The sequence below is a fragment of the Escherichia sp. KTE159 genome, assembly GCF_000408805.1.
In the GTDB taxonomy this organism is placed as follows: domain Bacteria; phylum Pseudomonadota; class Gammaproteobacteria; order Enterobacterales; family Enterobacteriaceae; genus Escherichia; species Escherichia marmotae.
The window spans coordinates 2,602,660-2,628,720 of record NZ_KE137292.1 but is presented as its reverse complement, the minus strand read 5'-3'; the positions used below and the strand labels follow the sequence as shown (position 1 = coordinate 2,628,720).

Genomic DNA, 26,061 nt, shown 5'->3' with positions numbered 1-26,061 from the left:
TCCAGGGAGAAAACGGTATGGCGGAAATTGGTATTTTTGTTGGCACCATGTACGGCAACGCATTGTTAGTTGCAGAAGAAGCGGAAGCCATTTTGTCCGGGCAAGGACACAAAGCAACGGTATTTGAAGATCCAGAGTTAAGTGACTGGCTACCCTATCAGGACAAGTACGTACTGGTAGTCACCTCCACCACCGGGCAGGGCGACCTTCCTGACAGCATTGTGCCGCTCTTTCTGGGAATAAAGGATAACCTCGGTTTCCAGCCGAACCTGCGTTATGGCGTGATTGCCCTTGGCGACAGCAGTTATGTGAATTTCTGCAATGGTGGCAAACAGTTCGATGCTTTGTTGCAGGAACAAAGCGCGCAGCGGGTAGGGGAAATGCTGCTGATTGATGCCAGCGAGACCCCGGAACCAGAAACGGAATCAAACCCGTGGGTTGAACATTGGGGCACGCTGTTGTCCTGAGTCCTCGCTATTTTTGCTGATATACCTAATGGTCGGCAAAATATTGTTTCAGCGATGCTGAATCGAATTTTTTCAGGCAAATGCCAGTAAATGTGCCTTCTTAAGGGGCATTTTTACTAGCGTTTGCCTGGAGTCAAGTGAACCACTTCATATGATGTTGTAGACATGGCAAGGCGTTCTCGCCGCATTCGGCATAAACACAGGTACTTGCCACCAATCTGAAACCGGCTTCATAAAGAAGCCGGTTTTTACTCGACAAGAGGTTTATTAACCGAGAATTTTACTGGCTTCGCGCGCCACATTATCCATCTCGTCCAACAGTTCCAGTAGCTCCGGCTCCAAATCTTCTTCTTTAGTACCGTTGCGTAGCTGTTGTTCGATTAGTTGGCAGAGATTCTTCATTCGCGGTACGCCGCTATAACCGCAACTGCCATGCAGTTTATGGATCAAATCAACCAGGCCTTCCGGGTTTTCTCCAACCAATTGTTCTTCAACTTTGTTGCGAACTTCTGGCAGGAAATCGAGCAACATTTGCAGCATATCGCGCGCCAGATCGTTTTTTCCTGCAGCCTGGCGCAGTGCCAGTTGCCAGTCGAGAGTCGCATTCTGATTCACCACAATTTCGTTCACTTCTGGCGTCACGACGCGAGAAGAAATGCCACTGCCGGGCTTGTAACGTAACAGCAAATTATGCAACCGCTCTTCTTCAATCGGTTTCGCCAGATAATCGCTCATTCCCGCGCCAAGCAGTTTCTCTTTTTGCCCGGCCATCGCGTGCGCCGTTACCGCGATAACTGGTGTTTGCTGCTGATGCGGGAGCTGGTGAATGAGTTCACATGCCCGAATGCCGTCCATATCCGGCATTTGAATATCCATTAAGATTAAATCGAACGGCATCTGTTTCGCCCGTTCAACCGCCTGATGTCCGCTATCGCACAGCTCAACATGCTGCACCATATCTTCCAGCAATGCGCCGATAAGTTTCAGGTTTGCCGGATTATCATCAACAGCCATAACCGTCATTGCCAGCTTACTTTCATCGGTAACAGGCAAAAGTGTGTTTTGTTTTTGATGACAAAATTCCGTCAGTACAGGCAACAAACGTGTAGGCGTCAGGGGTTTCAGCAGACACGCGCCGATACCATCTTGCTTGAGCTTTTCGGCATTGACCTGTGCATGGCACGGAAGTGCCAGCATCAGAAAATCGGTCATTGACACCGCTTGCGCCAACCGCTCATGCTGCATCGTCAGCGGTTCGCGGAAGGTTACCGCAATCCCTAACAAAATCATGTCGTAATGTGCAGGAGGCAGCGCGGAGAACGTTGGGCTATAAACCACTTCCAGCGGTGTTTCGCTTAAAATATCCAGCGTACACTGGGCGGCTGCAGAGTTCGGTTCGACATAAGCCAGGCGTTTACCCGCGAGGCACTGAGTGGATGGCCCTTCGATAATAATATTCGGGTTCAGATCGAGATTAATATGGAACCAGAAGGTTGAACCACGATTCGGCTGGCTATGGAACGAGATATCGCCACCCATTTCATTGACCAGTTTTTGCGTAATCACCAGCCCCAGCCCGGTGCCGCCATGACGGCGTGAAATACTGGCATCTGCCTGTCTGAAGGCCTGGAACAAACGCGATTGATCACGTTCAGGAATACCAATGCCGGTATCACGGATCTGCACTTCAATCTGTACTTTGGTATTACTCAGCGCACGTTTTTCTACCAGAATGTCGATGTTGCCATTCTCGGTGAATTTAATCGCATTCCCCACCAGGTTAGTGATTATTTGCTGTAAACGCAGCGGGTCGCCAATGACGTTATCGGGCACGTCGCTCTTAATATTGAGCGTTAATTCCAGTCCTTTATCGTGAGAAGAATGCGCCAGTAGCGTTACCACTTCATCCAGCGTGCTGCGTAGTGGGAATGGAATACTTTCCAGAATCAGCTTGCCTGCTTCCAGTTTTGAGAAATCGAGAACATCATTAATAATTGCCAGCAAATTATTTGCCGAGCGTTCAATAGTATTGAGGTGATCGCGCTGCGTTGGTGTTAATTCTGTTTTCAACGTCAGGCGGGTAAAACCAATAACGCCATTCAACGGTGTACGCAGCTCATGCGACATGTTTGCCAGAAACTCTGACTTAATACGCGCCGCTTCCTGGGCGCGTTTTTTCGCCAGATCCAGTTCAACGTTCTGAATTTCCATCTGTTCCAGCGTTTCACGCAGATCGGACGTCGCCTGGTCGATATTGTGCTGCATCTCTTCGTGATAAGCCGCCAGCGACATTGCCATCGAGTTGATGCCATTTTTCAGCATATCCAACTCTCCGAGCATAAATCCTTCCACCCGACTGTCGAGTTGCCCTCGGCGGATGCGGTCGACGGTATTCACCATGTTGCGAATTGGGCCGGTTACATCGCGCATTAAGCGCCAGCCAAAAATAAGCGCGATACCAATACAAAACAGCATCATCACGCTAGAAATAAAGATCTCTTTATATTGCTGCAAGCGCACTGATTTAAGATCCAGCTCAAGAGCAATATATCCCAACATATTTTGACTATTTTTGGCATCGCTGCTGGGTGATTCGTCGGGAGAATAACTCTCAGAAATAATCGGCGTGCGCAGGATCATAATATCGCCATCACGTGTGACAGTAAGTTGGCGCGGAAATGGCACGTTGCTGCCGAGCTGCATTGATGAAGGATCAAGATGAAAATTGGAGGTGACAAAAAGTCGGTTATTTTCATCATAAACCGAAATGGCACGAACAATATCGGAATGGCGACGATGCAAAACGCTGATCAATTGACCAATAGATTCGCGATTTTGCAGGCTCATGCCATATTCCGTTGAAACCGCAAGCGGCTCAATAATGCTGGCACCGGCATCTTCCAGTTGACGCTGCAAGTCGTTATAGCGATGCACGACGAAAAAGATGCTAAGCAATAAACCAATAAGGACGGTCGGTGCCAGGATCAGAATCATCATGCGTGCGCGCAGGCTGTAGTTGGTCATGGAGTTCCGTTATGGGACAATTAAGGTCACACTGTTAAATTGAGAAAGTCTCGCCAATGGCGCAATTCTACTCTGCAAAACGACGCGCGACGACGCGTCAGATCATAACCGTTTCAGTCAACGACCTCGACTCTTTTGGTCAGGGCGTGGCGCGACATAACGGCAAAGCGTTATTTATTCCTGGATTACTACCGCCGGAAAACGCGGAAGTTACTGTTACTGAAGATAAAAAACAGTACGCCCGCGCTAAGGTCGTGCGCAGGTTAAGCGACAGCCCGGAACGCAAAACGCCACGCTGCCCTCATTTTGGCGTATGCGGCGGCTGTCAGCAACAACACGCCAGCGTCGAACTCCAGCAGCGTAGCAAAAGCGCAGCACTCGCCCGGTTAATGAAACACGACGTCTCTGAAGTGATCGACGATGTCCCCTGGGGTTATCGCCGTCGCGCGCGTTTAAGTCTGAACTATCTACCGAAAAAACAACAACTCCAGATGGGATTTCGCAAAGCGGGTTCCAGTGACATTGTCGACGTTAAACAATGCCCTATTTTAGTGCCCCAACTTGAAGCGTTGTTGCCCAAAGTCAGGGCATGCCTGGACAGCTTACAAGCTATGCGCCATCTTGGTCATGTTGAACTGGTGCAGGCAACCAGCGGCCTGCTGATGATTTTACGCCATACCGCACCGCTAAGTTTGGCAGATCGCGAAAAACTGGAACGCTTTTCGCATTCTGAAGGCCTGGATCTGTATCTCGCCCCCGATAGTGAGATACTCGAAACCGTCTCTGGCGAGATGCCCTGGTATGACTCAAACGGGTTGCGCTTAACCTTTAGTCCGCGTGATTTTATTCAGATCAATGCGGGTGTGAACCAGAAAATGGTGGCGCGAGCGCTGGAGTGGCTGGATGTTCAGCCTGATGATCGTGTGCTGGATCTGTTCTGTGGTATGGGCAATTTTACGCTGCCGTTAGCGACCCGTGCGGCAAGTGTTGTTGGTGTGGAAGGGGTTCCGGCGCTGGTGGAAAAAGGCCAGCAGAACGCGAGTCTTAATCGCTTACATAATGTGACGTTTTATCACGAAAATCTTGAAGATGATGTCACAAAGCAGCCGTGGGCAAAAAACGGCTTTGATAAAGTGTTGCTGGACCCGGCGCGTGCTGGTGCAGCAGGCGTTATGCAACAAATTATAAAACTGGAACCTATTCGTATAGTTTATGTATCCTGTAACCCTGCGACGCTGGCTCGGGATAGCGAGGCGTTATTAAAAGCAGGATATACCATTGCGCGGTTGGCGATGCTGGATATGTTCCCACACACGGGGCATCTGGAATCGATGGTACTTTTCTCGCGCGTTAAATAGTTACGATTTGCTGATTTCAGCAGGTCAGGTCCCTAAAGGAGAGGACGATGGTTGCGGTAAGAAGTGCACATATCAATAAGGCTGGTGAATTTGATCCGGAAAAATGGATCGCAAGTCTGGGCATTGCCAGCCAGAAGTCGTGTGAGTGCTTAGCCGAAACCTGGGCGTATTGTCTGCAGCAGACGCAGGGGCATCCGGATGCCAGTTTGCTGTTGTGGCGTGGTGTCGAGATGGTGGAGATCCTCTCGACATTAAGTATGGACATTGACACGCTGCGGGCTGCGCTGCTGTTCCCTCTGGCCGATGCAAACGTCGTCAGCGAAGACGTACTGCGCGAGAGTGTCGGTAAGTCGGTCGTTAATCTTATTCACGGTGTGCGCGATATGGCGGCAATCCGCCAACTGAAAGCAACGCACACCGATTCTGTTTCCTCCGAACAGGTCGATAACGTTCGCCGGATGTTGCTGGCAATGGTCGATGACTTCCGTTGTGTGGTCATCAAACTGGCGGAGCGAATTGCCCATCTGCGCGAAGTAAAAGATGCGCCGGAAGATGAACGCGTGCTGGCGGCAAAAGAGTGCACCAATATCTACGCGCCGCTGGCGAACCGTCTTGGGATTGGGCAACTGAAATGGGAACTGGAAGATTACTGCTTCCGTTACCTCCACCCGACCGAATACAAACGTATTGCAAAACTGCTGCATGAGCGCCGCCTCGACCGCGAACACTACATTGAAGAGTTTGTGGGGCATCTGCGTGCAGAGATGAAAGCTGAAGGCGTTAAAGCTGAAGTGTATGGCCGCCCAAAACACATCTACAGCATCTGGCGCAAAATGCAGAAAAAGAACCTCGCCTTTGATGAGCTGTTTGATGTTCGTGCGGTGCGTATCGTCGCGGAACGTTTGCAGGATTGTTACGCCGCGCTGGGCATAGTGCACACTCACTATCGCCACTTGCCGGATGAGTTCGATGATTACGTTGCGAACCCGAAACCGAACGGTTATCAGTCTATTCATACCGTAGTGTTGGGGCCGGGAGGCAAAACCGTTGAGATCCAAATCCGCACCAAACAGATGCATGAAGATGCAGAGTTGGGTGTTGCTGCGCACTGGAAATACAAAGAAGGCGCGGCTGCTGGCGGCGCACGTTCGGGACATGAAGACCGGATTGCCTGGCTGCGTAAACTGATTGCGTGGCAGGAAGAGATGGCTGATTCTGGCGAAATGCTCGACGAAGTACGCAGTCAGGTCTTTGATGATCGGGTATATGTGTTTACGCCGAAAGGTGATGTTGTTGATCTGCCTGCGGGATCAACGCCGCTGGATTTCGCTTACCACATCCATAGTGATGTCGGGCACCGCTGCATCGGGGCAAAAATTGGCGGGCGCATTGTGCCATTCACCTACCAGTTGCAGATGGGTGACCAGATTGAAATTATCACCCAGAAACAGCCGAATCCCAGCCGTGACTGGTTAAACCCAAACCTGGGTTATGTTACAACCAGCCGCGGGCGTTCGAAAATTCACGCCTGGTTCCGTAAACAGGATCGTGACAAAAATATTCTGGCAGGACGGCAAATCCTTGACGACGAACTGGAACATCTGGGGATCAGTCTGAAGGAAGCAGAAAAATATCTGCTGCCGCGTTACAACTTCAATGACGTCGACGAGTTGTTGGCGGCGATTGGTGGCGGGGATATCCGTCTCAATCAGATGGTCAACTTCCTGCAATCGCAATTTAATAAGCCGAGCGCCGAAGAGCAGGACGCCGCTGCACTGAAACAGCTTCAGCAAAAAAGCTATACACCACAAAACCGCAGTAAAGATAACGGTCGTGTAGTGGTAGAAGGCGTGGGCAACCTGATGCACCACATCGCGCGTTGCTGCCAGCCGATTCCTGGCGATGAGATTGTCGGTTTCATTACCCAGGGCCGCGGGATCTCCGTACACCGCGCCGATTGCGAACAACTGGCGGAACTGCGCTCCCATGCGCCGGAACGAATTGTTGACGCGGTATGGGGCGAGAGCTACTCCGCTGGTTACTCGCTGGTGGTTCGCGTGCAGGCCAATGATCGTAGTGGATTGTTGCGTGATATCACCACTATTCTCGCCAATGAGAAGGTGAATGTGCTTGGCGTTGCCAGCCGCAGCGACACGAAACAGCAACTGGCGACCATCGATATGACCATTGAGATTTATAACCTGCAAGTGCTGGGGCGCGTGCTGGGTAAACTCAATCAGGTGCCAGATGTTATCGATGCAAGACGACTGCACGGGAATTAATCTTACATAGCCGGATATGGCGTCAGCCGTATCCGACGATATCCTTTACTCGAAGGTGTTACACCTGACAGACCCGCAATTTTCAGGACATTCCAATGAATCAAATCGACCGTTTGCTCACTATCATGCAGCGTCTTCGTGACCCGGAAAACGGCTGTCCGTGGGACAAAGAGCAGACATTCGCTTCTATTGCACCTTATACCCTTGAAGAAACTTATGAAGTGCTGGATGCCATTGCCCGCGAAGACTTTGACGATCTGCGCGGTGAACTGGGCGATTTGCTGTTCCAGGTGGTGTTTTACGCGCAAATGGCCCAGGAAGAAGGGCGCTTTGACTTTAATGATATTTGCGCGGCGATCAGCGATAAGTTAGAGCGCCGCCATCCGCATGTTTTTGCTGACAGTTCTGCCGATAACAGCAGTGAAGTTCTTGCCCGTTGGGAGCAGATCAAAACCGAAGAGCGCGCGCAGAAGGCGCAACATTCAGCGCTGGACGATATTCCTCGCAGTTTACCGGCCTTAATGCGTGCGCAAAAAATCCAGAAACGCTGCGCCAACGTTGGCTTCGACTGGACGACGCTTGGCCCGGTGGTCGATAAAGTTTACGAAGAGATTGACGAGGTCATGTACGAGGCGCGGCAGGCTGTAGTGGACCAGGCTAAACTGGAGGAGGAAATGGGCGACCTGCTGTTTGCGACGGTCAATCTGGCCCGCCATTTAGGGACGAAAGCAGAGATTGCGCTACAAAAAGCTAACGAAAAATTTGAGCGTCGTTTTCGCGAAGTGGAGCGGATTGTTGCCGCGCGTGGACTGGAAATGACAGGTGTTGACCTCGAAACAATGGAAGAAGTCTGGCAGCAGGTAAAACGGCAGGAAATTGATCTCTAAGGAAATTACACGGTCAAGCGCGATTTGTGTCATTTTTTAAATGACAAGCGCTTGATTTGCGTCAAAAACATTTACCCCAAAGGGGCTATTTTCTCACTCCTGATTTCAATTGTGCGCTGGCGAAGAGGAGGGATAATGAAAGTTTGTGGCACAGGTCATGTTCGGGTATACTGCTTTCCCGTCCTGGTTATTCCATCGTCTTTTCAACCTAACTTCTCAGGTTCAGCATGACAACGAACTATATTTTTGTGACCGGCGGGGTCGTATCCTCTCTGGGTAAAGGCATTGCCGCAGCCTCCCTCGCAGCCATTCTTGAAGCCCGTGGCCTCAATGTGACCATCATGAAACTGGATCCGTACATCAACGTCGATCCAGGTACTATGAGCCCAATCCAACACGGGGAAGTGTTCGTTACTGAAGACGGCGCTGAAACCGACCTGGACCTGGGGCACTACGAGCGTTTCATTCGCACCAAAATGAGCCGCCGCAACAACTTCACCACGGGTCGTATCTATTCTGACGTTCTGCGTAAAGAACGCCGTGGCGACTATCTGGGCGCAACCGTACAGGTTATCCCGCACATTACTAACGCTATTAAAGAACGCGTTCTTGCCGGCGGTGAAGGCCACGACGTGGTTCTGGTCGAAATCGGCGGTACTGTCGGTGACATCGAATCCCTGCCGTTCCTTGAAGCGATTCGCCAGTTAGCTGTTGATATTGGTCGTGAACACGCGCTGTTCATGCACCTGACCCTGGTGCCGTACATGGCTGCGTCTGGTGAAGTCAAAACCAAGCCGACTCAGCACTCTGTAAAAGAGCTGCTTTCTATCGGCATCCAGCCTGATATCCTGATTTGTCGTTCAGATCGCGCCGTTCCGGCGAACGAACGTGCGAAGATTGCATTGTTCTGTAATGTTCCGGAAAAAGCGGTTATTTCTCTGAAAGACGTCGATTCTATCTATAAAATTCCAGGCCTGTTGAAATCTCAGGGGCTGGACGATTATATTTGTAAACGATTCAGCTTGAACTGCCCGGAAGCTAATCTGTCCGAATGGGAACAGGTTATCTTTGAAGAAGCGAATCCGGTAAGTGAAGTCACTATCGGTATGGTCGGCAAGTACATTGAACTGCCGGACGCTTATAAATCCGTGATTGAAGCACTGAAACACGGCGGGCTGAAAAATCGTGTTAGCGTCAACATCAAACTGATCGATTCACAAGATGTTGAAACACGCGGTGTTGAAATCCTTAAAGGCCTGGATGCGATCCTCGTACCTGGTGGTTTCGGTTACCGTGGCGTAGAGGGCATGATTACTACCGCGCGCTTTGCGCGTGAGAACAATATTCCTTATCTGGGTATTTGCCTGGGTATGCAGGTGGCGTTAATTGATTACGCTCGCCATGTTGCCAACATGGAGAACGCCAACTCTACGGAATTTGTGCCAGACTGTAAGTACCCGGTTGTGGCGCTGATTACCGAGTGGCGTGATGAAAACGGCAACGTTGAAGTTCGTAGCGAGAATAGCGATCTCGGTGGCACCATGCGTCTTGGCGCGCAGCAGTGCCAGTTGGTTGACGATAGCCTGGTTCGCCAACTGTACAATGCGCCGACAATTGTTGAACGTCATCGTCACCGTTACGAAGTCAACAACATGCTGTTGAAACAGATTGAAGATGCAGGTCTGCGCGTTGCGGGCCGTTCCGGGGATGATCAGTTGGTCGAGATCATCGAAGTTCCGAATCACCCGTGGTTCGTGGCTTGTCAGTTCCATCCGGAGTTTACTTCTACTCCACGTGATGGTCACCCGCTGTTTGCTGGCTTTGTAAAAGCCGCCAGCGAGTTCCAGAAACGTCAGGCGAAGTAAGTAAAAAAGTTAGAACGGCAACGCGTACCCAGGGTACGCGTTGTTTGTCTGGAGTTTTAGTTTAACTAGTGACTTGAGGAAACCCTAATGTCCAAAATCGTAAAAATCATCGGTCGTGAAATCATCGACTCCCGTGGTAACCCGACTGTTGAAGCCGAAGTACACCTGGAGGGTGGTTTCGTCGGTATGGCGGCTGCTCCATCAGGTGCTTCTACTGGTTCCCGTGAAGCACTGGAACTGCGCGATGGTGACAAATCCCGTTTCCTGGGCAAAGGCGTAACCAAAGCTGTTGCTGCGGTTAACGGCCCGATCGCTCAGGCGCTGATTGGCAAAGATGCCAAAGATCAGGCTGGCATTGACAAGATCATGATCGACCTGGACGGCACTGAAAATAAATCCAAATTCGGCGCAAACGCAATCCTGGCTGTATCTCTGGCTAACGCCAAAGCTGCCGCGGCTGCTAAAGGTATGCCGCTGTACGAGCACATCGCTGAACTGAACGGTACTCCGGGCAAATACTCCATGCCGGTTCCGATGATGAACATCATCAACGGTGGTGAGCACGCTGACAACAACGTTGATATTCAGGAATTCATGATTCAGCCGGTTGGCGCGAAAACTGTGAAAGAAGCCATCCGCATGGGTTCTGAAGTTTTCCATCACCTGGCAAAAGTTCTGAAAGCGAAAGGTATGAACACTGCTGTTGGTGACGAAGGTGGCTATGCGCCGAACCTGGGTTCCAACGCTGAAGCTCTGGCTGTTATCGCTGAAGCTGTTAAAGCTGCTGGCTATGAACTGGGCAAAGACATCACTCTGGCGATGGACTGCGCAGCTTCTGAATTCTACAAAGACGGTAAATACGTTCTGGCTGGCGAAGGCAACAAAGCTTTCACCTCTGAAGAATTCACTCACTTCCTGGAAGAACTGACCAAACAGTACCCGATCGTTTCCATCGAAGATGGTCTGGACGAGTCTGACTGGGACGGTTTCGCATACCAGACCAAAGTTCTGGGCGACAAAATCCAGTTGGTTGGTGACGACCTGTTCGTAACCAACACCAAGATCCTGAAAGAAGGTATCGAAAAAGGCATCGCTAACTCCATCCTGATCAAATTCAACCAGATCGGTTCTCTGACCGAAACTCTGGCTGCAATCAAGATGGCGAAAGACGCTGGCTACACTGCAGTAATCTCTCACCGTTCTGGTGAAACTGAAGACGCTACCATCGCTGACCTGGCTGTTGGTACTGCTGCAGGCCAGATCAAAACGGGTTCTATGAGCCGTTCTGACCGCGTTGCTAAATACAACCAACTGATTCGTATTGAAGAAGCTCTGGGCGAAAAAGCACCGTACAACGGTCGTAAAGAGATCAAAGGCCAGGCATAAGTCTGACTTTATCTGATTTAAAAATGCCAGCCTTCGGGCTGGCATTTTTTATGGTTGAGTTACCAGCGGCCGGACGCGCCGCCGCCGCCAGAAGAACCACCCCCGCCGCTAAATCCGCCGCCACTTGAGCCTCCACCGGAAGAGGATGAAGAAGAACCTTTTCTTGAAGCTCTTTCTTTACTGAGCTTCTTATATTTGGCGCGTAACTTTTTATTCACCAGAAGCCAGAAGATAAGCAGAGGTACGATCGCAAAAGGCGTTAACATACTGCAAGCAACGATTAAATTCGTCCATGCTCCGGGCTCGGCAACATAGAGGAATACCATCCCGTAAATTGCGCCGGTGAGTGCAATCCACGGTAGATTTGATGGATCGGTAAAAATAATAAAATACGAAAGTACTGCCAGTAAAATAATTACAGCGACCGATAATGGAATTGGAGTTTTGATACTGTAATGATTTCCGCTGCCTTCCGGTAATTCACCATTCAACAGAAGCGCGCCGATATTTTCGCTGGCCAGTGTCAACCCTCCAATAAGATCATCGTTTTTGAACGCGGGGATCAATATAACACGGATAATCTTTGCCGCTTGCAGGTCGGTAACCACCCCTTCCAGCCCGTAGCCCACTTCTATACGGACAGTATGATCTTCCCAGGCAACCAGAAGTAAAATACCATCGTTGCGCTGTGCATCGCCCAACTTCCAGCTATCAAAAACGCGTGTTGCATATTGTTCAATGGTATCTTCACCAGTGGATGGCACCACTAATATAGCGACCTGCGCCTGCGTATTCTGTGCAATCTTCTGCAACTGTAGTGTCAGAGATTGTTGCTCAGGTGAACTTAACGTATCAGTAAGATCTGTCACCTGTTGGTGTAGTTCCGGTACAGCCATTTGCTGGGCAAACACAGGAACGCACCACAATATGAGTAGAAAAAGGATTAAGCGCATATTGATCACCAGCGCCCTGAAGCGCCACCGCCACCAGATGAACCGCCACCGCCGCTGAAATTGTCATTGTCGAAAGAAGAGGACGATGATGATGACGAATCTCTGGAGTTATAATTACTTCTGGTATGGCGTGATGGTCGGTTGGCACTACGCATTAAATTACGTACCTTTTTTCCGAAAGGGGTAAAAGAAATAACAATAATAAGGAACGGTGTGGAGAAGCATAATAATGTGATAAGCGCTCCCCAGCTCCCGCTATATCCAGCAATGGGAAGCACAAAGGCCAGCACTATGGCAGCGAAGCAAATCAATCCCAGCGTTTTGATATATCCCCTGGCGGAAATAAAGGTCAATACTATTGCCCAGACCAACAAAGCCCACCAGCCGCTAAAAGGTAAGAAGTGATCGGTCGGTGTTATAGTTGATAAAGTATTCTCTGCCAGACGACTTTCAATATCGTTTATTCCTTTTTGTAAGCCGCCAGCCAGGTCGCCTTTTTTAAATGCCGGAATAATACTGTTGCGAATAATTTGTCCGGACTGTGCATCTGTAATAACGCCTTCCAATCCGTAACCGATTTCAATACGCACGGTATGATCCTGCCAGGCGACTAACAGCAGAATGCCATCATCGCGGTCTTTATTACCTGGCTTCCAGCTATCGAATACCCGCGTTGCGTATTGTTCGATGGTTTCATCGCCTGTTGTTTCAACCAATAACACGACCAGTTGCGCCTGGTTTTTTTGCGTCAGGGCTTTAATCTGGTTGGTCAGGGTGTTTACTTCGTTGTTCGTCAATGTGCCAGTTAAGTCATTCACATACCTGGGTGTTTCAGGTACTGGAATTTGCGTGGCAAACGCAGATGAACAGAAGAAAGCCATAAGAAAGATAAAATTTCGCATAGGGCTTCTCCGCTTAATGAGCATTAGCATTCTGGCTAAAATCTATTGTTGGGTGCGGCGACATCATCCGGCAAATAATTTTTCTTCGGTGTGTAATCCATGACCTTTGCGGTTAACACTGCGGGAAATTTGCGGATAGTGACATTATATTGTTCAATGGCTTTAATATATCTTCCTCGCGCGACAGCAATTCGATTTTCGCTTCCTTCGAGTTGTACCATTAAATTTTGATAGAGTTCCTGAGCCTTTAATTCTGGATAACGTTCACTAATAATCGTTAACTGTCCGAGAGTGCGAGTCACCTGCGCCTGAGCTTGTTGCCAGGCTTGTAATTTTTGCTCATCTCCCGGAGCTTGCTGAAGATCGCTGCTGGCGCGATTAGCTTGACTACGAGCTAACGTAACGGCCTCCAGTACCTCTTTTTCATGGCTGGAATAACCTTTAATACTTGCGACAAGATTAGGAATAAGATCGGCACGGCGTTGATACTGATTCAATACTTCTGACCAGGAGGCATTAACCTGTTCATCATAGGTTTGAATATCGTTATAACCGCAACCTGATAAATTGAAAATAAATATAAATACGATGAATATTCTAAACATGTTTAAATTCCTTTTATTTAATCCTTTAAAACATAATACGCCGCTTCATTTTATTCTTAATGATCTGAGCCACTTTTTGCGTCAAACCTGCCTGTAACAGAATGTTAATAAAGCATGAATATTGCGGTAGGATCTGCAATAATTAACAATTATCCACTTTACAGAGAATGCTATGCAGTACCCGATTAACGAGATGTTCCAGACCCTGCAAGGTGAGGGTTACTTTACCGGCGTCCCCGCCATTTTTATTCGTTTACAGGGATGCCCGGTCGGCTGTGCCTGGTGTGATACCAAACACACGTGGGAAAAACTTGAGGATCGGGAAGTTTCTCTTTTCAGTATTTTGGCGAAAACCAAAGAGAGTGATAAGTGGGGCGCAGCAAGCAGCGAAGATTTGTTAGCGGTCATAAGTCGTCAGGGATATACCGCGCGTCACGTAGTGATTACGGGTGGTGAACCTTGCATTCATGATTTGCTGCCATTGACTGACTTGCTTGAAAAGAACGGTTTTAGCTGCCAGATAGAAACCAGCGGTACTCACGAAGTACGTTGTACACCGAACACCTGGGTTACCGTGTCGCCAAAACTGAACATGCGCGGCGGCTATGAAGTGTTGTCGCAGGCGCTGGAACGCGCCAATGAAATCAAACATCCGGTTGGGCGTGTACGGGATATTGAAGCACTGGATGAATTGCTGGCAACGCTGACTGATGATAAACCGCGAGTAATTGCACTTCAGCCAATTAGTCAGAAAGAAGATGCCACGCGTTTATGTATCGATACCTGTATTGCGCGGAACTGGCGTTTGTCGATGCAAACGCATAAATATTTGAATATTGCCTGATTAAATATTTATAAGCGTTATAAATGGGTGGAACCTGTAAAGAATTCCACCCATTTATATTTTTGCCTCTTCTGATTGTTCTCTTCTGGTTTTTCCGGACTCGTCATTGCAAACCAAAACAAATTCCGTAGTGTTAATTTTTCACTGGAGTAAAAATCATCGCTACAAATTTTGGTAGATTGGAACTGGCTTGAAAAATCATTAATTAATAACAGGTTATGTTTAGAGGTAACCATTCAGGTATGCTCAGAGCGGGCGGTTTCCCGCCCGGTCTTCTTCACTTACGCATTAGACCAGCTTTGAATAGCGTCCACATTGCCCAATTCTCCATGCATCACTTCATACGATTTTTTCAGGATCACATCAGTGTGTTTGGTTAGGTCTTTGAAAATGCCTTTATTCATCGCGTCGTAACGTCTGGCGTTGCTCTCAACAGGCATAAAGATGTCTTTCACGCGAACCATTTTGTCAACAGCCGTTGCGTAATCCGGGTACAAGCCAAGCCCTACAGACGCGTTGATAGCCGCTCCCAAACTAGCGCACCCGTTAATGGCGTTACGTCTTGCCGGAAGATTGAACACGTCGGCAAAAATTTGCATAAACAGATCGCTGTTTGAACCGCCGCCAGTAATGATCACATGCTTCGCAAAGTGATTCATTTCATTACACATATTGTCGTAATTGTTCTTCAGCGTCAGCGCCACGCTTTCCAGAATCGAACGATAAATCCATGCGTAATCCATACTGGAATCAAAGCCGATCATAATTCCGCGTTTGTACGGTTCCCACGGGTTGGTCAGCCAGTCCAGCACCGTCATCAACCCATTACAGCCAGGTGGCACGCAAGAGGCTTTTTTGTTGAGCAAATCTTCCGGCGAAAGATCCTGTGCTCTGGCATCCTGAATTAACGACTCGCCCAACATGTCGCGCAACCAACTTACCGTCCACATCCCTTTGCGAATACCGTAACCTTCATACAGCAATGTTTCTGGAATAGAAGACATAATCGGCCAGTACGCTACCGGGTCTTTCGGCAGTGCTTTGCCATTCATCATCAGCGCGATATAGGTGCCTAAGGAAATCACCGCCGTTTCATCGTCCAGCAATCCGGCTCCTAATGCTTCTACCGGTTTATCACTGGTGGTACAAACTACCGGCAGTCCTGCCGGGAAATGTGTCGCCAGTGCTGCTTGTGGTGTGATATGCCCGAGAACGGTCCCCGGCATTTGTACGCCAAAAAGCATATGGCGGGGGATATTAAACTTCTCGATTACCGCGGCATCTTCACTCCAGGCCCAGGTTTTATAATCCACCGGCCACTGGCCAAAATAGTTGGCGATATTGTCTTTAAACTCGCCTGTTAAGCGGTGCGCCAGATAGCCCGAAAAAGAAGTGACATACGCCACGTCAGGATTCGTGTGTTCGTAAGGGCGCGTAACTCGTGCATCCTGCCAGCTAATCAGTGGTGCGGCGGGTGTACCGTCAGCTTTCAGTAAGGCACGGCAGCAACGGATTGATCCCAGGCCGATGCCAACAATATCTTCTTTATTCCCGGCAAACTGGCTCATTAAATCGTGACCGGCAAAACATAATGATGCCCATAAATCGTCGTCAGGATGTTCTGCGGTATCGGCATCCGGTGTGTGCATCGGCTGTAATAAACCTTTGCCTTCGCAAATTATGTTGCCTTGCAGATCGGACATCACCACTTTTGTACTCTGACTTCCGCCATCAATCCCTATGATGTATTTCTTCGACATGATTTTTCTCCTGTAATGTTCTGGGCTTACTTGCTGTTAGCCGTTGCGGGGGCGCTATCAGCAGTACGAATTTTTTGGAACAGCAAAAAGGTAAAGACGATCACCATGCCGAGCGCCGCCATGCCCATCAGCCACATGTTGCGGTAGGCTTCTGCTGCGGGCAGGGTGTCCTGCCAGTAACCGATAATCGGGTAAACAAAGACATCAGGCAGGAAGCCAATCACCGAACAAATACCTACCGTGGTGCCCATAATGTAAGATGGTGTTCTCGCTTCGCCGGGGCAGGCCCAGTACAGCCCGCGTGAGGCGTAGCAGGTGAATCCCAGTAGTAAAATCAGGCCAATCCCCATCGCGACCGATTGCGGGTTAGAGTTAGTCATGAGTAGGGCAGTGAGTGCCAGCAGGCCGACCACGGAAAGAATTTGGATCACGCGGGTAGGGGATTTCACTTTGCTGTAGGTGGTGATAATGCCGCCAAGTGGGCCGCACAGTGCGCGGAAGATTTTGTTGATCACGATCCCCATGTAGCTCGCCGCCACCAGCGACATGCCATACATTTCGGTCAGATAGTTGGTGGAGTAACTCAGAATGGCGTAGATGGTGAAGACCCCAAAAATCACCATGCTGCAATACCAGGTTGTACTGATACGCAAAACGGCCAGGATGTCGCTAAGCTGGAATGACTGTTTTTCTTCGTTATGGGTACTACGCAGGCTGTTGTTATCGCTAACAAAAAACCAGCACAGAATCCCCAACAAGATGTAAACCACGCTGTAGATGATAATGACCGTTTTCAGGCTGGCGCTGTCATCCGGGGCGAAGCGGGAAAAGACCCACATGGTAAACACTGCCAGCGACATTACACCGACGCCGCGCAGCCCTTCCATCCAGCCCATGATTTTCCCTTGTTCGCTATGGTCACCAAGCAACGAGGCGGCTTTAATCGACACCGACCACAGCATTAAAATAGTCGTTATCGCAAAGGCAACCTGAATACAGAGCATGACCCATAATGGTGGATACGTTGCCATTATCAGGCCTAATAATCCGGTAATTACCATCGCGGAAGTAATCATTTTGCGATGTGAAAATTTATCGGCAATAACCCCGCTGGGCGCATAAAGAATAATGGCGGCAATACCAAAGGTGCTCATAATTAAACCTATCTCGGTATTGCTGAATCCCATAAATTTCGCCATGGGAATTTGATAAATATAACGTAAATAAGCCAGGTCAAAACTAACTCCGCCGCTAAAACTAATTATCGCGAGGGTTATCCAACGTCGATATGAGCTGTGTTGCATATCGTATTCCCATTTGTAATAGACAAAAAAAAGAGAAAAGTAAGCCGCCTTTTCAGGAGGATTACTTTTCTCAGGTCTCTAGTAATTGCGATAAGAAATAACATGGAAAGCAGAGGTGTTGTGTGAGAGTAATCACGCTTCTGCTTTTTAAAATTATTTGATTATACGAGTAATACTCTGTGAGTATGATCACATTAGCGACTATGCCCTTATGCTAAAAATTATCGCCAGTTACCAGAGATAATGAGAAAGGTAACTTCCCTCTCGCGGGGGAAGTTACCTTTCTTTTTTTTTGCCTTACGGAAATTGGAGCTAACTATGTCAATCGAATCACTCAATGCGTTCTCAATGGATTTTTTCTCCCTGAAAGGTAAAACTGCAATTGTTACCGGCGGGAATAGTGGTTTAGGCCAGGCATTTGCGATGGCACTGGCAAAAGCAGGTGCAAATATCTTTATTCCAAGCTTCGTCAAAGATAATGGCGAAACGAAGGAAATGATTGAAAAACAAGGCGTTGAAGTGGACTTCATGCAGGTGGATATCACCGCAGAAGGCGCGCCGCAGAAGATAATCGCTGCCTGTTGTGAGCGTTTTGGCACTGTCGATATTCTGGTCAATAACGCAGGTATTTGTAAGCTGAATAAGGTGCTGGACTTCGGCCGTGCCGACTGGGACCCGATGATTGATGTGAACCTGACAGCCGCTTTTGAGCTGAGTTACGAAGCGGCAAAAATTATGATCCCGCAAAAAAGCGGTAAAATCATTAATATCTGTTCATTGTTTTCTTACCTGGGCGGGCAATGGTCTCCAGCATATTCTGCAACTAAACACGCACTTGCTGGATTCACTAAAGCCTATTGCGATGAATTAGGTCAATATAATATTCAGGTAAATGGTATTGCCCCTGGTTATTATGCAACCGATATTACGCTGGCGACACGCAGCAATCCAGAAACAAATCAGCGCGTTCTTGATCATATTCCGGCAAATCGTTGGGGCGATACACAGGATTTAATGGGCGCAGCCGTATTCCTCGCAAGCCCGGCATCGAATTATGTGAATGGTCATTTGCTGGTGGTTGATGGTGGTTATTTAGTGCGCTAATCCATAACGGTGGTTTCTGTTTTCTTTTATTAATGACTATTCCATTTTTATTATCAGAAAGGATTTATTATGTCTTTATCTCGCGCAGCGATTGTCGACCAGCTAAAGGAAATTGTTGGTGCAGATCGCGTTATTACCGATGAAACGGTATTAAAGAAAAACAGTATTGACCGTTTTCGTAAATTTCCGGATATTCATGGTATTTATACTTTACCTATTCCGGCAGCGGTCGTAAAACTCGGTTCCACAGAGCAAGTGTCCCGCGTGCTGAATTTTATGAATGCGCACAAAATTAATGGTGTGCCGCGTACCGGCGCTTCCGCCACCGAAGGTGGGCTGGAAACTGTCGTAGAAAACTCGGTGGTGCTCGACGGCTCCGCCATGAATCAAATCATTAATATTGATATTGAGAATATGCAGGCCACGGCGCAATGTGGCGTTCCGCTGGAGGTGCTGGAAAACGCGTTGCGTGAAAAAGGCTACACCACGGGGCATTCTCCGCAGTCAAAACCGCTGGCGCAGATGGGTGGTCTGGTGGCAACCCGCAGTATTGGGCAGTTCTCCACACTTTACGGCGCAATTGAAGATATGGTCGTTGGCCTGGAAGCGGTACTGGCAGATGGCACCGTGACGCGCATTAAAAACGTTCCACGTCGCGCGGCTGGTCCGGACATTCGTCACATCATTATTGGTAACGAAGGTGCACTGTGCTATATCACTGAAGTTACAGTGAAAATCTTCAAATTCACCCCGGAAAACAATCTCTTCTACGGCTATGTGCTGGAAGACATGAAAACCGGCTTCAACATCCTGCGTGAAATCATGGTGGAAGGGTATCGCCCGTCGATTGCTCGTTTGTATGACGCTGAAGATGGCACGCAACACTTCACTCATTTTGCTGATGGTAAATGCGTGCTGATTTTTATGGCCGAGGGTAACCCACGTATTGCGCAGGCGACAGGCGAAGGAATTGCCGAAATCGTGGCGCGTTACCCGCAGTGCCATCGTGTGGACAGCAAACTGATCGAAACCTGGTTCAACAACCTGAACTGGGGGCCGGATAAAGTGGCCGCCGAACGTGTGCAGATCCTCAAAACCGGCAACATGGGCTTTACCACCGAAGTGTCCGGCTGCTGGAGTTGTATTCACGAAATCTATGAAAACGTCATTAACCGTATTCGTACCGAGTTCCCGCACGCCGACGACATCACTATGCTGGGCGGTCACTCTTCTCACAGCTACCAAAACGGCACCAACATGTACTTCGTTTACGACTACAACGTTGTTGACTGCAAACCGGAAGAGGAAATCGACAAGTACCACAACCCGCTCAACAAAATCATCTGTGAAGAAACCATTCGCCTCGGTGGTTCGATGGTGCATCACCACGGCATTGGTAAACATCGCGTTCACTGGAGCAAACTGGAACACGGCAGCGCGTGGGCGTTGCTGGAAGGGCTGAAAAAGCAGTTCGATCCTAACGGCATTATGAACACGGGTACTATCTATCCGATTGAAAAATAATGTGTCAGGCAGCGTCCTGTGATGTCGGGGCGTTGCCTTTTCGGCTTCTCATGCGAGAAGCCGTTCTTATTACCGGACAATGAAGGGGTAAAGATGAACACTTCACCGGTGCGAATGGATGATTTACCACTTAACCGTTTTCACTGTCGCATTGCTGCGCTTACTTTCGGCGCGCACCTGACTGACGGTTATGTCCTCGGCGTCATTGGTTACGCCATTATTCAGCTTACTCCAGCCATGCAACTGACACCGTTTATGGCGGGAATGATTGGTGGCTCAGCGCTACTTGGCCTGTTTATCGGCAGCCTGGTTTTGGGCTGGATCTCCGACCATATCGGGCGGCAAAAAATCTTCACTTTCAGCTTTTTGCTGATTACGCTCGCTTCGTTTTTACAATATTTTGCCACCACGCCGGAGCACCTGATTGGTTTGCGCATTTTGATCGGCATTGGGCTGGGTGGTGATTACTCTGTGGGGCATACCTTGCTGGCAGAATTTTCCCCGCGCCGCCACCGCGGTATTTTGCTGGGCGCGTTCAGCGTGGTGTGGACGGTGGGTTATGTGCTGGCAAGTATTGCCGGACATCACTTTATTTCAGAAAGTCCGGAGGCCTGGCGATGGCTTTTGGCATCAACAGCTCTGCCCGCGCTGTTGATTACGTTGTTACGTTGGGGCACACCGGAATCGCCGCGCTGGCTGCTGCGACAGGGGCGTTTTGCAGAAGCTCATGCCATTGTGCATCGTTACTTTGGCTCTCATGTATTACTGGGAGATGAAGTGGCAACGGCCACCACTAAGCACATCAAAACCTTGTTCTCTTCGCGTTACTGGCGGCGCACGGTATTTAACAGCGTGTTCTTTGTCTGCCTCGTGATCCCGTGGTTTGTGATTTATACCTGGCTGCCGACTATCGCCCAGACTATTGGTCTGGAAGATGCGCTGACCGCCAGCCTGATGCTCAATGCCTTGTTAATTGTTGGCGCGTTATTAGGGTTAGTGTTGACCCACTTGTTAGCCCATCGCAAATTTTTACTGGGGAGCTTTTTGCTGCTGGCGGCCACGCTGATGGTGATGGCCTGTTTGCCTTCCGGCAGTTCGTTAACGCTGCTGCTTTTTATTCTCTTCAGCACCACCATTTCAGCGGTCAGCAATCTGGTTGGCATTCTACCTGCCGAAAGTTTTCCTACTGATATCCGCTCTCTGGGCGTCGGTTTTGCGACCGCCATGAGTAGACTTGGCGCGGCAATTAGCACAGGTTTGTTGCCGTGGGTTCTGGCGCAGTGGGGAATGCAGGCCACCTTATTGTTACTGGCCATCGTGCTATTGGTTGGTTTTGTTGTGACCTGGCTATGGGCTCCAGAAACTAAAGCTCTCCCGCTGGTTGCGGCGGGAAATGTCGGAGGTGCGAATGAACATTCTGTTAGCGTTTAAAGCCGAACCGGATGCCGGAATGCTGGCGGAAAAAGAGTGGCAGGCTGCTGCTACGGCAAATTATGGGCCGGATGTTTCACTGTTGCGAAGTTTACCCGGTGCTGATGAACAGGCCGCCGCCGCAATTCTATTGGCGCAGAGAAAAAGCGGCACGCCGATGACTTTAACCGCGTTGAGCATGGGGGATGAACGGGCGTTGCATTGGCTTCGCTATTTCACGGCTCTCGGGTTTGAGGAAGCAGTATTGCTGGAGACTGCGGCAGATCTGCGTTTTGCGCCGGAATTTGTTGCTCGCCATATTGCCGAATGGCAGCACCAGAATCCGATGGAGCTGATTATTACCGGCTGCCAAAGCAGCGAGGGGCAGAACGGGCAAACGCCGTTTTTGCTGGCGGAAATACTGGCCTGGCCCTGTTTTACCCTGGTGGAGCGTTTCACACTCGACGCGCCATTTATCACTCTCGAACAGCGTACTGAAAACGGGCTGCGCTGTTGCCGGGTACGCTTGCCTGCGGTCATTGCCGTGCGCCAGTGTGGCGAAGTCGCTTTGCCTGTACCGGGAATGCGCCAGCGTATGGCGGCAGGGAAAGCAGAAATTTTACGCGAAACTCTCGCCGCCGAATCGTCAGCGATACAGTGCCTGCAACTGGAAAGGCCGGAGCAACGACGTGGCGCGACGTTGATTGATGGGCAAACAGCAGAAGAAAAAGCACAAATACTGTGGCGGGATTATTTGCGCCAGAGGATGCAGCCATGAATGTCGTAATAGTGACAATAAATCAGGACAATGCAGCTATCGCAGGCTGGCTGGCAGAACAGGATTTCAGCGGTTGTACACTGACGCACTGGCAGATTGAACCTCAGCCCGTAGTGGCGGAACAGGTGCTGGATGCGCTCGTGGAACAGTGGCAGCGAACACCTGCGGAATTTGTGCTCTTCCCTCCGGGGGCGTCTGGCGATGAACTGGCGACCCGACTGGCCTGGCGTTTGCATGGCACCAGCATTTGCCAGATCATTTCGTTGGATATACCGACAGCAAGCGTGCGCAAATCCCACTGGGGAAATGCGCTGACGGCGACGCTGCAAACAGAAAAACGTCCGCTATGCCTTTCTCTGGCGCGCCAGGCCGGAGCTGCGAAAAACGCAATGTTGCCATCTGGTATGCAGCAACTAAACATTGTCCCCGGCGCACTTCCAGACTGGTTTGTTAGCATCGAAAACCTGAAAAATACTACCCGTGACCCATTAGTAGAAGCCAGACGGGTGCTGGTGGTAGGGCAGGGCGGCGAGGCTGATAGCCATGACATCGCTACGCTGGCTGAAAAGCTGGGCGCCGAAGTGGGCTACAGTCGGGCGCGAGTGATGAATGGTGGTTTTGATGCGGAAAAAGTGATTGGAATTTCCGGGCACTTGCTGGCGCCAGAGATTTGCATTGTTGCCGGGGCGTCCGGCGCGGCAGCGTTAATGGCAGGTGTGCGTAATAGCCAGTTTGTGGTGGCTGTGAATCATGACGCCAGCGCGGCTGTTTTTTCACAGGCAGATGTTGGCGTGGTGGATGACTGGAAAGCGGTGCTGGAGGCACTGGTGACAAATATTCACGCAGATTGCCAATAACGTACTGGCGGATGCGGTTCTGGGTCAGGGACTTGTAGGCCTGATAAGACGCGTTAGCGTCGCATCAGGCGTTGAATGCCGGATGTGGCCTACAAATCACACAAATTTAATTCGTTACGTTTATCCCGTTAAAGCAATTTTTTCGCTAACGTCCAGACGCGGGTATTAGTAGTAGAAAGCGCCACGACACCGGCGTCAATTGCATTACGCGCATCTTCTTCATCGCACACCAGCCCGCCAGCAATCAGCGGTTGGCGGATTTTCTCCGTCACCCAGCCCAGCACTTTGGGCATACAGCCAGGCAGGATCTCAATGCAATCTGGGTTCGATTGCGCAACCTGCTTATCAATATTGTGAAACGAAATCGAATCGACAATAAACAGGCGATGAATACAGAAAAAACCTTCTGCTCTGGCAGCTTTCAGCATCGACGCTTTAGTGCTGATAATGCCGTCTGCTTCGGTCACCAGTTTCAAAAACTGAATCACCACCTCTTTATTTGACGCGCCTTCCAGCAAATCGACATGAATAAAGGCATATTTCCCGGCGTTTTTAATCTTTTTGACGATATTGCTGATGGTGCAGATATTGCCGTACAGCACGGAAATAAACTGGCATTCAGAATTAATGGCCAGTTGCAGGCTGGCATTATCTTTAACGGCAGCAATCACCGGATTCTGACGGAGCAGGTGTAAGAGGGGCATAAATTATCCTTATTATTTATCCAAAGCGGTAGGTGATGCCGAATCCAGAAGGCGGATAGCGCCACTGTTGTAGTGTTTTTTCATCGCATAACAAACGGCAGGTGCCGCACTCCAGGCAACTACGATAATCAATACGCAAGTCGCCTTCCGGCGTGAGCGAAAAAAGACCTGCCGGGCAGGCATTAATCAACCGTTCTGCTGTCTGGCGCTCAACGGGGTCAACCGGAACAATGTGTGGCGCATCAGCAGCACGCCAGAGATTACGGGCTACAGACATCGCAGACTCCTGATAACATCGCCCGCCAGATGCCACAGGCCGTGACGACGTAAATGACGCCAGAGCAACTGGCGAAGTGGTGGAACAGGTTTATCTCCCTGATCCCATAAGTCGCGGGAAATATCCTGCATTAAAGCAGGCCACGTCCGATACCAGCCAGGGCGTTGTAAAAGCGCCGGAACATGCTGATAACGTTGTAGAACATCCCACAGCAAACTGTGTTCTACGTTGTGATGATAAATCGGGAACAGATTTTGCGGCTCGCGTTGCTGGCAGGCGCTAATCAGTGTTTGTGCTGCTGCCTGTGCGCCAATGAACGCCATATCCATGCCTCGCACTGAAATTCCAGTATTGACGCAACTGCGCAACGCATCGCCCACCAGCAGCCAGCCGTTACCGGCGAACTGCACGGGCATATTGCGTAAACCGCCTTCCGGCACCAGATGTGCACCGTATTCCAGCGTTTCACTGTTTTTAATGAGAGGTCTTACTGCCGGATGTGTCTTAAAACGAGCCAGCAACTCGCTTGCCGGAACGCGGTTTTGTGCAAGGGAAGAGAGCGGGCAAACAATCCCCAAAGAGAGCGTTTGCTGATTGGTATAAAGAAATGCACCGCCTGGCAGGTCATCACAGATTTCCCCGCTGAACAGTATCGCTGCACCTTCGTTGTTTTCCAGATGAAAACGCGCTTCAATAATGGGCGTTTCCAGCGACAGCACTTCTTTGATCCCTAACGCCATCGATTCGCCAGCAGGACGGGTAACTAACCCGTGATGTTCTGCCAGCACACTATTGGCCCCTTCCGCCAGCACAACATAACGGGCGCGGAGAATATCATCACCACAGATAACGCCACACACTCTGCTGTTTTCTTCATATAACGCGTCTACTGTTGCGCCGGGAATACACTCAACTCCTGCTTTTTCAGCTTCGGCAACCAGCCACGGATCGAATCGTGCGCGTAATACGCTCCAGGATTCACCACCGGGTTGTAAGCTGGAAAACGTCGTTGCGCCATCGGGCGTTAACAGAGAAAGGCTTTCGTGAGTGATACGTCGCTCAAGGGGCGCGGTCAGGTGAAATTGAGGGAGGAGTTCCGCGAGCGCATGGGTATATAACCGCCCGCCGGAAAGGTTTTTGCTGCCAGGGATTTCAGCGCGTTCCAGTAACAGAACAGATAATCCCGCTCGCGCGCAGCGTAACGCACAAGCGGTGCCCGCAATACCGGCACCAATAATAATAATGTCGCAGTCGTCTTCCATGTCATGCCCCAGATATCCAGAGCACAACACCCTAACATAGCGTTACTTAAGGGAAATTGACCGCCGACACACTCTGATTATTCACCGCGATAGATGCAGCCTGCGGTGCAGGTTTCTTTCACCATCACAGCGCTTAATAGTGGTACAACGGGTTTAACTTGATCCCAAATCCATTTTGCTAAAACTTCGCTGGTCGGGTTTTCCAGGCCGGGTATATCATTGAGATAATAGTGGTCGAGACGATCGTAAGTCGGTTTAAACGCCGCTTTCAGTTCAGCGAAATCGATAATCCAGCCCGTATGCGGATCGACTTCCCCGGTAATTTCCAGGCGCACCATAAAAGAATGCCCGTGCAGGCGACCACATTTATGCCCTTCTGGGACGTGTGGTAAGCGGTGAGCGGCTTCGAAGGTGAAATCTTTAAATAACGTGGTGGACATCATAATTTCTCTACTGGACGATAAAACCGCCGTAGAGTACCGGAAAGCCTGTTTTTTCGCATTACCAA

20 protein-coding genes and 2 pseudogenes are annotated in these 26,061 nt (G+C 49.7%); 12 read left to right on the top strand and 10 right to left on the bottom strand.

Features of this window, described 5'->3' with window-relative positions; all coding sequences use genetic code 11:
• Positions 1–17 precede the first annotated feature (17 nt).
• A complete protein-coding gene (locus A31E_RS09170; protein WP_000807727.1) occupies positions 18–467 on the top strand; it encodes a flavodoxin in 450 nt (149 codons plus the stop codon).
• Between the two features lie 267 nt (positions 468–734).
• On the opposite strand, the gene barA is transcribed toward A31E_RS09170, so the two are convergent.
• Positions 735–3,491 (bottom strand): two-component sensor histidine kinase BarA, encoded by a 2,757-nt coding sequence (gene barA, locus A31E_RS09175; RefSeq protein WP_000186435.1) that lies wholly within the window; start codon positions 3,489–3,491, stop codon positions 735–737.
• A gap of 56 nt (positions 3,492–3,547) precedes the next feature.
• Between barA and rlmD the strand changes: the two genes are divergently transcribed.
• The 5 genes from rlmD (at position 3,548) to eno (ending at position 11,269) form a co-directional block, all read left to right on the top strand.
• Complete coding sequence (gene rlmD, locus A31E_RS09180) at positions 3,548–4,849, top strand: 23S rRNA (uracil(1939)-C(5))-methyltransferase RlmD (protein ID WP_000046776.1); 1,302 nt, start codon at positions 3,548–3,550, stop codon at positions 4,847–4,849.
• Between the two features lie 47 nt (positions 4,850–4,896).
• A complete protein-coding gene (gene relA / locus A31E_RS09185) occupies positions 4,897–7,131 on the top strand; it encodes a GTP diphosphokinase (protein WP_000226792.1) in 2,235 nt (744 codons plus the stop codon).
• A 95-nt stretch (positions 7,132–7,226) separates the two neighbouring features.
• Complete coding sequence (mazG, locus tag A31E_RS09190; RefSeq protein ID WP_001071626.1) at positions 7,227–8,018, top strand: nucleoside triphosphate pyrophosphohydrolase; 792 nt, start codon at positions 7,227–7,229, stop codon at positions 8,016–8,018.
• A 227-nt stretch (positions 8,019–8,245) separates the two neighbouring features.
• A complete protein-coding gene (gene pyrG / locus A31E_RS09195; RefSeq protein WP_000210856.1) occupies positions 8,246–9,883 on the top strand; it encodes a glutamine hydrolyzing CTP synthase in 1,638 nt (545 codons plus the stop codon).
• 87 nt (positions 9,884–9,970) lie between these two features.
• Positions 9,971–11,269: a phosphopyruvate hydratase gene (gene eno, locus A31E_RS09200; RefSeq protein WP_000036723.1), complete on the top strand. Its 1,299-nt coding sequence runs from the start codon at positions 9,971–9,973 to the stop codon at positions 11,267–11,269.
• 59 nt (positions 11,270–11,328) lie between these two features.
• On the opposite strand, the gene A31E_RS09205 is transcribed toward eno, so the two are convergent.
• The 3 genes and pseudogenes from A31E_RS09205 to A31E_RS09215 form a co-directional block, all read right to left on the bottom strand.
• A complete protein-coding gene (locus A31E_RS09205) occupies positions 11,329–12,231 on the bottom strand; it encodes a TPM domain-containing protein (RefSeq protein WP_016249134.1) in 903 nt (300 codons plus the stop codon).
• Positions 12,232–12,452: 221 nt separating this feature from the next.
• Positions 12,453–13,124, bottom strand: a pseudogene (locus A31E_RS09210) (TPM domain-containing protein); the annotation flags it as partial.
• Positions 13,125–13,137: 13 nt separating this feature from the next.
• A pseudogene (locus A31E_RS09215) lies at positions 13,138–13,729 on the bottom strand (LemA family protein).
• Between the two features lie 172 nt (positions 13,730–13,901).
• On the opposite strand from A31E_RS09215, the gene queE reads away from it, so the two are divergent.
• On the top strand, positions 13,902–14,573 hold the full coding sequence (queE, locus tag A31E_RS09220) for a 7-carboxy-7-deazaguanine synthase QueE (RefSeq protein WP_001199980.1): 672 nt from the start codon (positions 13,902–13,904) through the stop codon (positions 14,571–14,573).
• 281 nt (positions 14,574–14,854) lie between these two features.
• On the opposite strand, the gene A31E_RS09225 is transcribed toward queE, so the two are convergent.
• Positions 14,855–16,333, bottom strand: a complete 1,479-nt coding sequence (locus A31E_RS09225; RefSeq protein WP_016249130.1) for an FGGY-family carbohydrate kinase — start codon at positions 16,331–16,333, stop codon at positions 14,855–14,857.
• Between the two features lie 26 nt (positions 16,334–16,359).
• Positions 16,360–17,637, bottom strand: coding sequence for an MFS transporter (locus tag A31E_RS09230; protein ID WP_001164860.1), 1,278 nt, complete (start codon positions 17,635–17,637; stop codon positions 16,360–16,362).
• A gap of 318 nt (positions 17,638–17,955) precedes the next feature.
• Here A31E_RS09230 and A31E_RS09235 point away from each other — a divergent pair, with 318 nt between their 5' ends.
• The 5 genes from A31E_RS09235 (at position 17,956) to A31E_RS09255 (ending at position 23,310) form a co-directional block, all read left to right on the top strand.
• Positions 17,956–18,741 (top strand): SDR family oxidoreductase, encoded by a 786-nt coding sequence (locus A31E_RS09235; protein ID WP_000021321.1) that lies wholly within the window; start codon positions 17,956–17,958, stop codon positions 18,739–18,741.
• Positions 18,742–18,810: 69 nt separating this feature from the next.
• Complete coding sequence (locus A31E_RS09240) at positions 18,811–20,265, top strand: FAD-binding oxidoreductase (protein ID WP_001516963.1); 1,455 nt, start codon at positions 18,811–18,813, stop codon at positions 20,263–20,265.
• A gap of 93 nt (positions 20,266–20,358) precedes the next feature.
• Entirely contained in the window at positions 20,359–21,696 is a 1,338-nt protein-coding gene (locus tag A31E_RS09245) for an MFS transporter (RefSeq protein WP_024191904.1), read from the top strand.
• Entirely contained in the window at positions 21,674–22,453 is a 780-nt protein-coding gene (locus tag A31E_RS09250; RefSeq protein WP_016249128.1) for an adenine nucleotide alpha hydrolase family protein, read from the top strand. Before A31E_RS09245 ends, A31E_RS09250 begins: the two co-directional genes overlap by 23 nt.
• The gene (locus tag A31E_RS09255) at positions 22,450–23,310 is read left to right on the top strand and encodes an electron transfer flavoprotein subunit alpha/FixB family protein (protein ID WP_001103599.1); all 861 of its coding nucleotides are present in this window, start codon (positions 22,450–22,452) and stop codon (positions 23,308–23,310) included. Before A31E_RS09250 ends, A31E_RS09255 begins: the two co-directional genes overlap by 4 nt.
• Before the next feature lie 128 nt (positions 23,311–23,438).
• On the opposite strand, the gene A31E_RS09260 is transcribed toward A31E_RS09255, so the two are convergent.
• From A31E_RS09260 to queD, 4 genes are all read right to left on the bottom strand, one after another.
• Positions 23,439–24,014, bottom strand: a complete 576-nt coding sequence (locus A31E_RS09260) for a glycerol-3-phosphate responsive antiterminator (RefSeq protein ID WP_001130283.1) — start codon at positions 24,012–24,014, stop codon at positions 23,439–23,441.
• Positions 24,015–24,030: 16 nt separating this feature from the next.
• Positions 24,031–24,291 carry a ferredoxin family protein gene (locus A31E_RS09265; protein ID WP_000109517.1) on the bottom strand — a complete coding sequence of 87 codons (261 nt, stop codon included), beginning with the start codon at positions 24,289–24,291 and terminating at the stop codon, positions 24,031–24,033.
• The gene (locus tag A31E_RS09270; RefSeq protein WP_016249127.1) at positions 24,282–25,553 is read right to left on the bottom strand and encodes an FAD-dependent oxidoreductase; all 1,272 of its coding nucleotides are present in this window, start codon (positions 25,551–25,553) and stop codon (positions 24,282–24,284) included. Before A31E_RS09270 ends, A31E_RS09265 begins: the two co-directional genes overlap by 10 nt.
• Before the next feature lie 77 nt (positions 25,554–25,630).
• Positions 25,631–25,996 carry a 6-carboxytetrahydropterin synthase QueD gene (gene queD / locus A31E_RS09275; RefSeq protein ID WP_001329795.1) on the bottom strand — a complete coding sequence of 122 codons (366 nt, stop codon included), beginning with the start codon at positions 25,994–25,996 and terminating at the stop codon, positions 25,631–25,633.
• Positions 25,997–26,061: the final 65 nt, after the last annotated feature.

Bases quoted from the DNA above. Each gene is read 5' to 3' on its own strand.
- A31E_RS09170 (WP_000807727.1), top strand. From the start codon at position 18: ATGGCGGAAATTGGTATTTTTGTTGGCACCATGTACGGCAACGCATTG.
- barA (WP_000186435.1), bottom strand. From the start codon at position 3,491: ATGACCAACTACAGCCTGCGCGCACGCATGATGATTCTGATCCTGGCA.
- rlmD (WP_000046776.1), top strand. From the start codon at position 3,548: ATGGCGCAATTCTACTCTGCAAAACGACGCGCGACGACGCGTCAGATC.
- relA (WP_000226792.1), top strand. From the start codon at position 4,897: ATGGTTGCGGTAAGAAGTGCACATATCAATAAGGCTGGTGAATTTGAT.
- mazG (WP_001071626.1), top strand. From the start codon at position 7,227: ATGAATCAAATCGACCGTTTGCTCACTATCATGCAGCGTCTTCGTGAC.
- pyrG (WP_000210856.1), top strand. From the start codon at position 8,246: ATGACAACGAACTATATTTTTGTGACCGGCGGGGTCGTATCCTCTCTG.
- eno (WP_000036723.1), top strand. From the start codon at position 9,971: ATGTCCAAAATCGTAAAAATCATCGGTCGTGAAATCATCGACTCCCGT.
- queE (WP_001199980.1), top strand. From the start codon at position 13,902: ATGCAGTACCCGATTAACGAGATGTTCCAGACCCTGCAAGGTGAGGGT.
- A31E_RS09225 (WP_016249130.1), bottom strand. From the start codon at position 16,333: ATGTCGAAGAAATACATCATAGGGATTGATGGCGGAAGTCAGAGTACA.
- A31E_RS09230 (WP_001164860.1), bottom strand. From the start codon at position 17,637: ATGCAACACAGCTCATATCGACGTTGGATAACCCTCGCGATAATTAGT.
- A31E_RS09235 (WP_000021321.1), top strand. From the start codon at position 17,956: ATGTCAATCGAATCACTCAATGCGTTCTCAATGGATTTTTTCTCCCTG.
- A31E_RS09240 (WP_001516963.1), top strand. From the start codon at position 18,811: ATGTCTTTATCTCGCGCAGCGATTGTCGACCAGCTAAAGGAAATTGTT.
- A31E_RS09245 (WP_024191904.1), top strand. From the start codon at position 20,359: ATGAACACTTCACCGGTGCGAATGGATGATTTACCACTTAACCGTTTT.
- A31E_RS09250 (WP_016249128.1), top strand. From the start codon at position 21,674: ATGAACATTCTGTTAGCGTTTAAAGCCGAACCGGATGCCGGAATGCTG.
- A31E_RS09255 (WP_001103599.1), top strand. From the start codon at position 22,450: ATGAATGTCGTAATAGTGACAATAAATCAGGACAATGCAGCTATCGCA.
- A31E_RS09260 (WP_001130283.1), bottom strand. From the start codon at position 24,014: ATGCCCCTCTTACACCTGCTCCGTCAGAATCCGGTGATTGCTGCCGTT.
- A31E_RS09265 (WP_000109517.1), bottom strand. From the start codon at position 24,291: ATGTCTGTAGCCCGTAATCTCTGGCGTGCTGCTGATGCGCCACACATT.
- A31E_RS09270 (WP_016249127.1), bottom strand. From the start codon at position 25,553: ATGGAAGACGACTGCGACATTATTATTATTGGTGCCGGTATTGCGGGC.
- queD (WP_001329795.1), bottom strand. From the start codon at position 25,996: ATGATGTCCACCACGTTATTTAAAGATTTCACCTTCGAAGCCGCTCAC.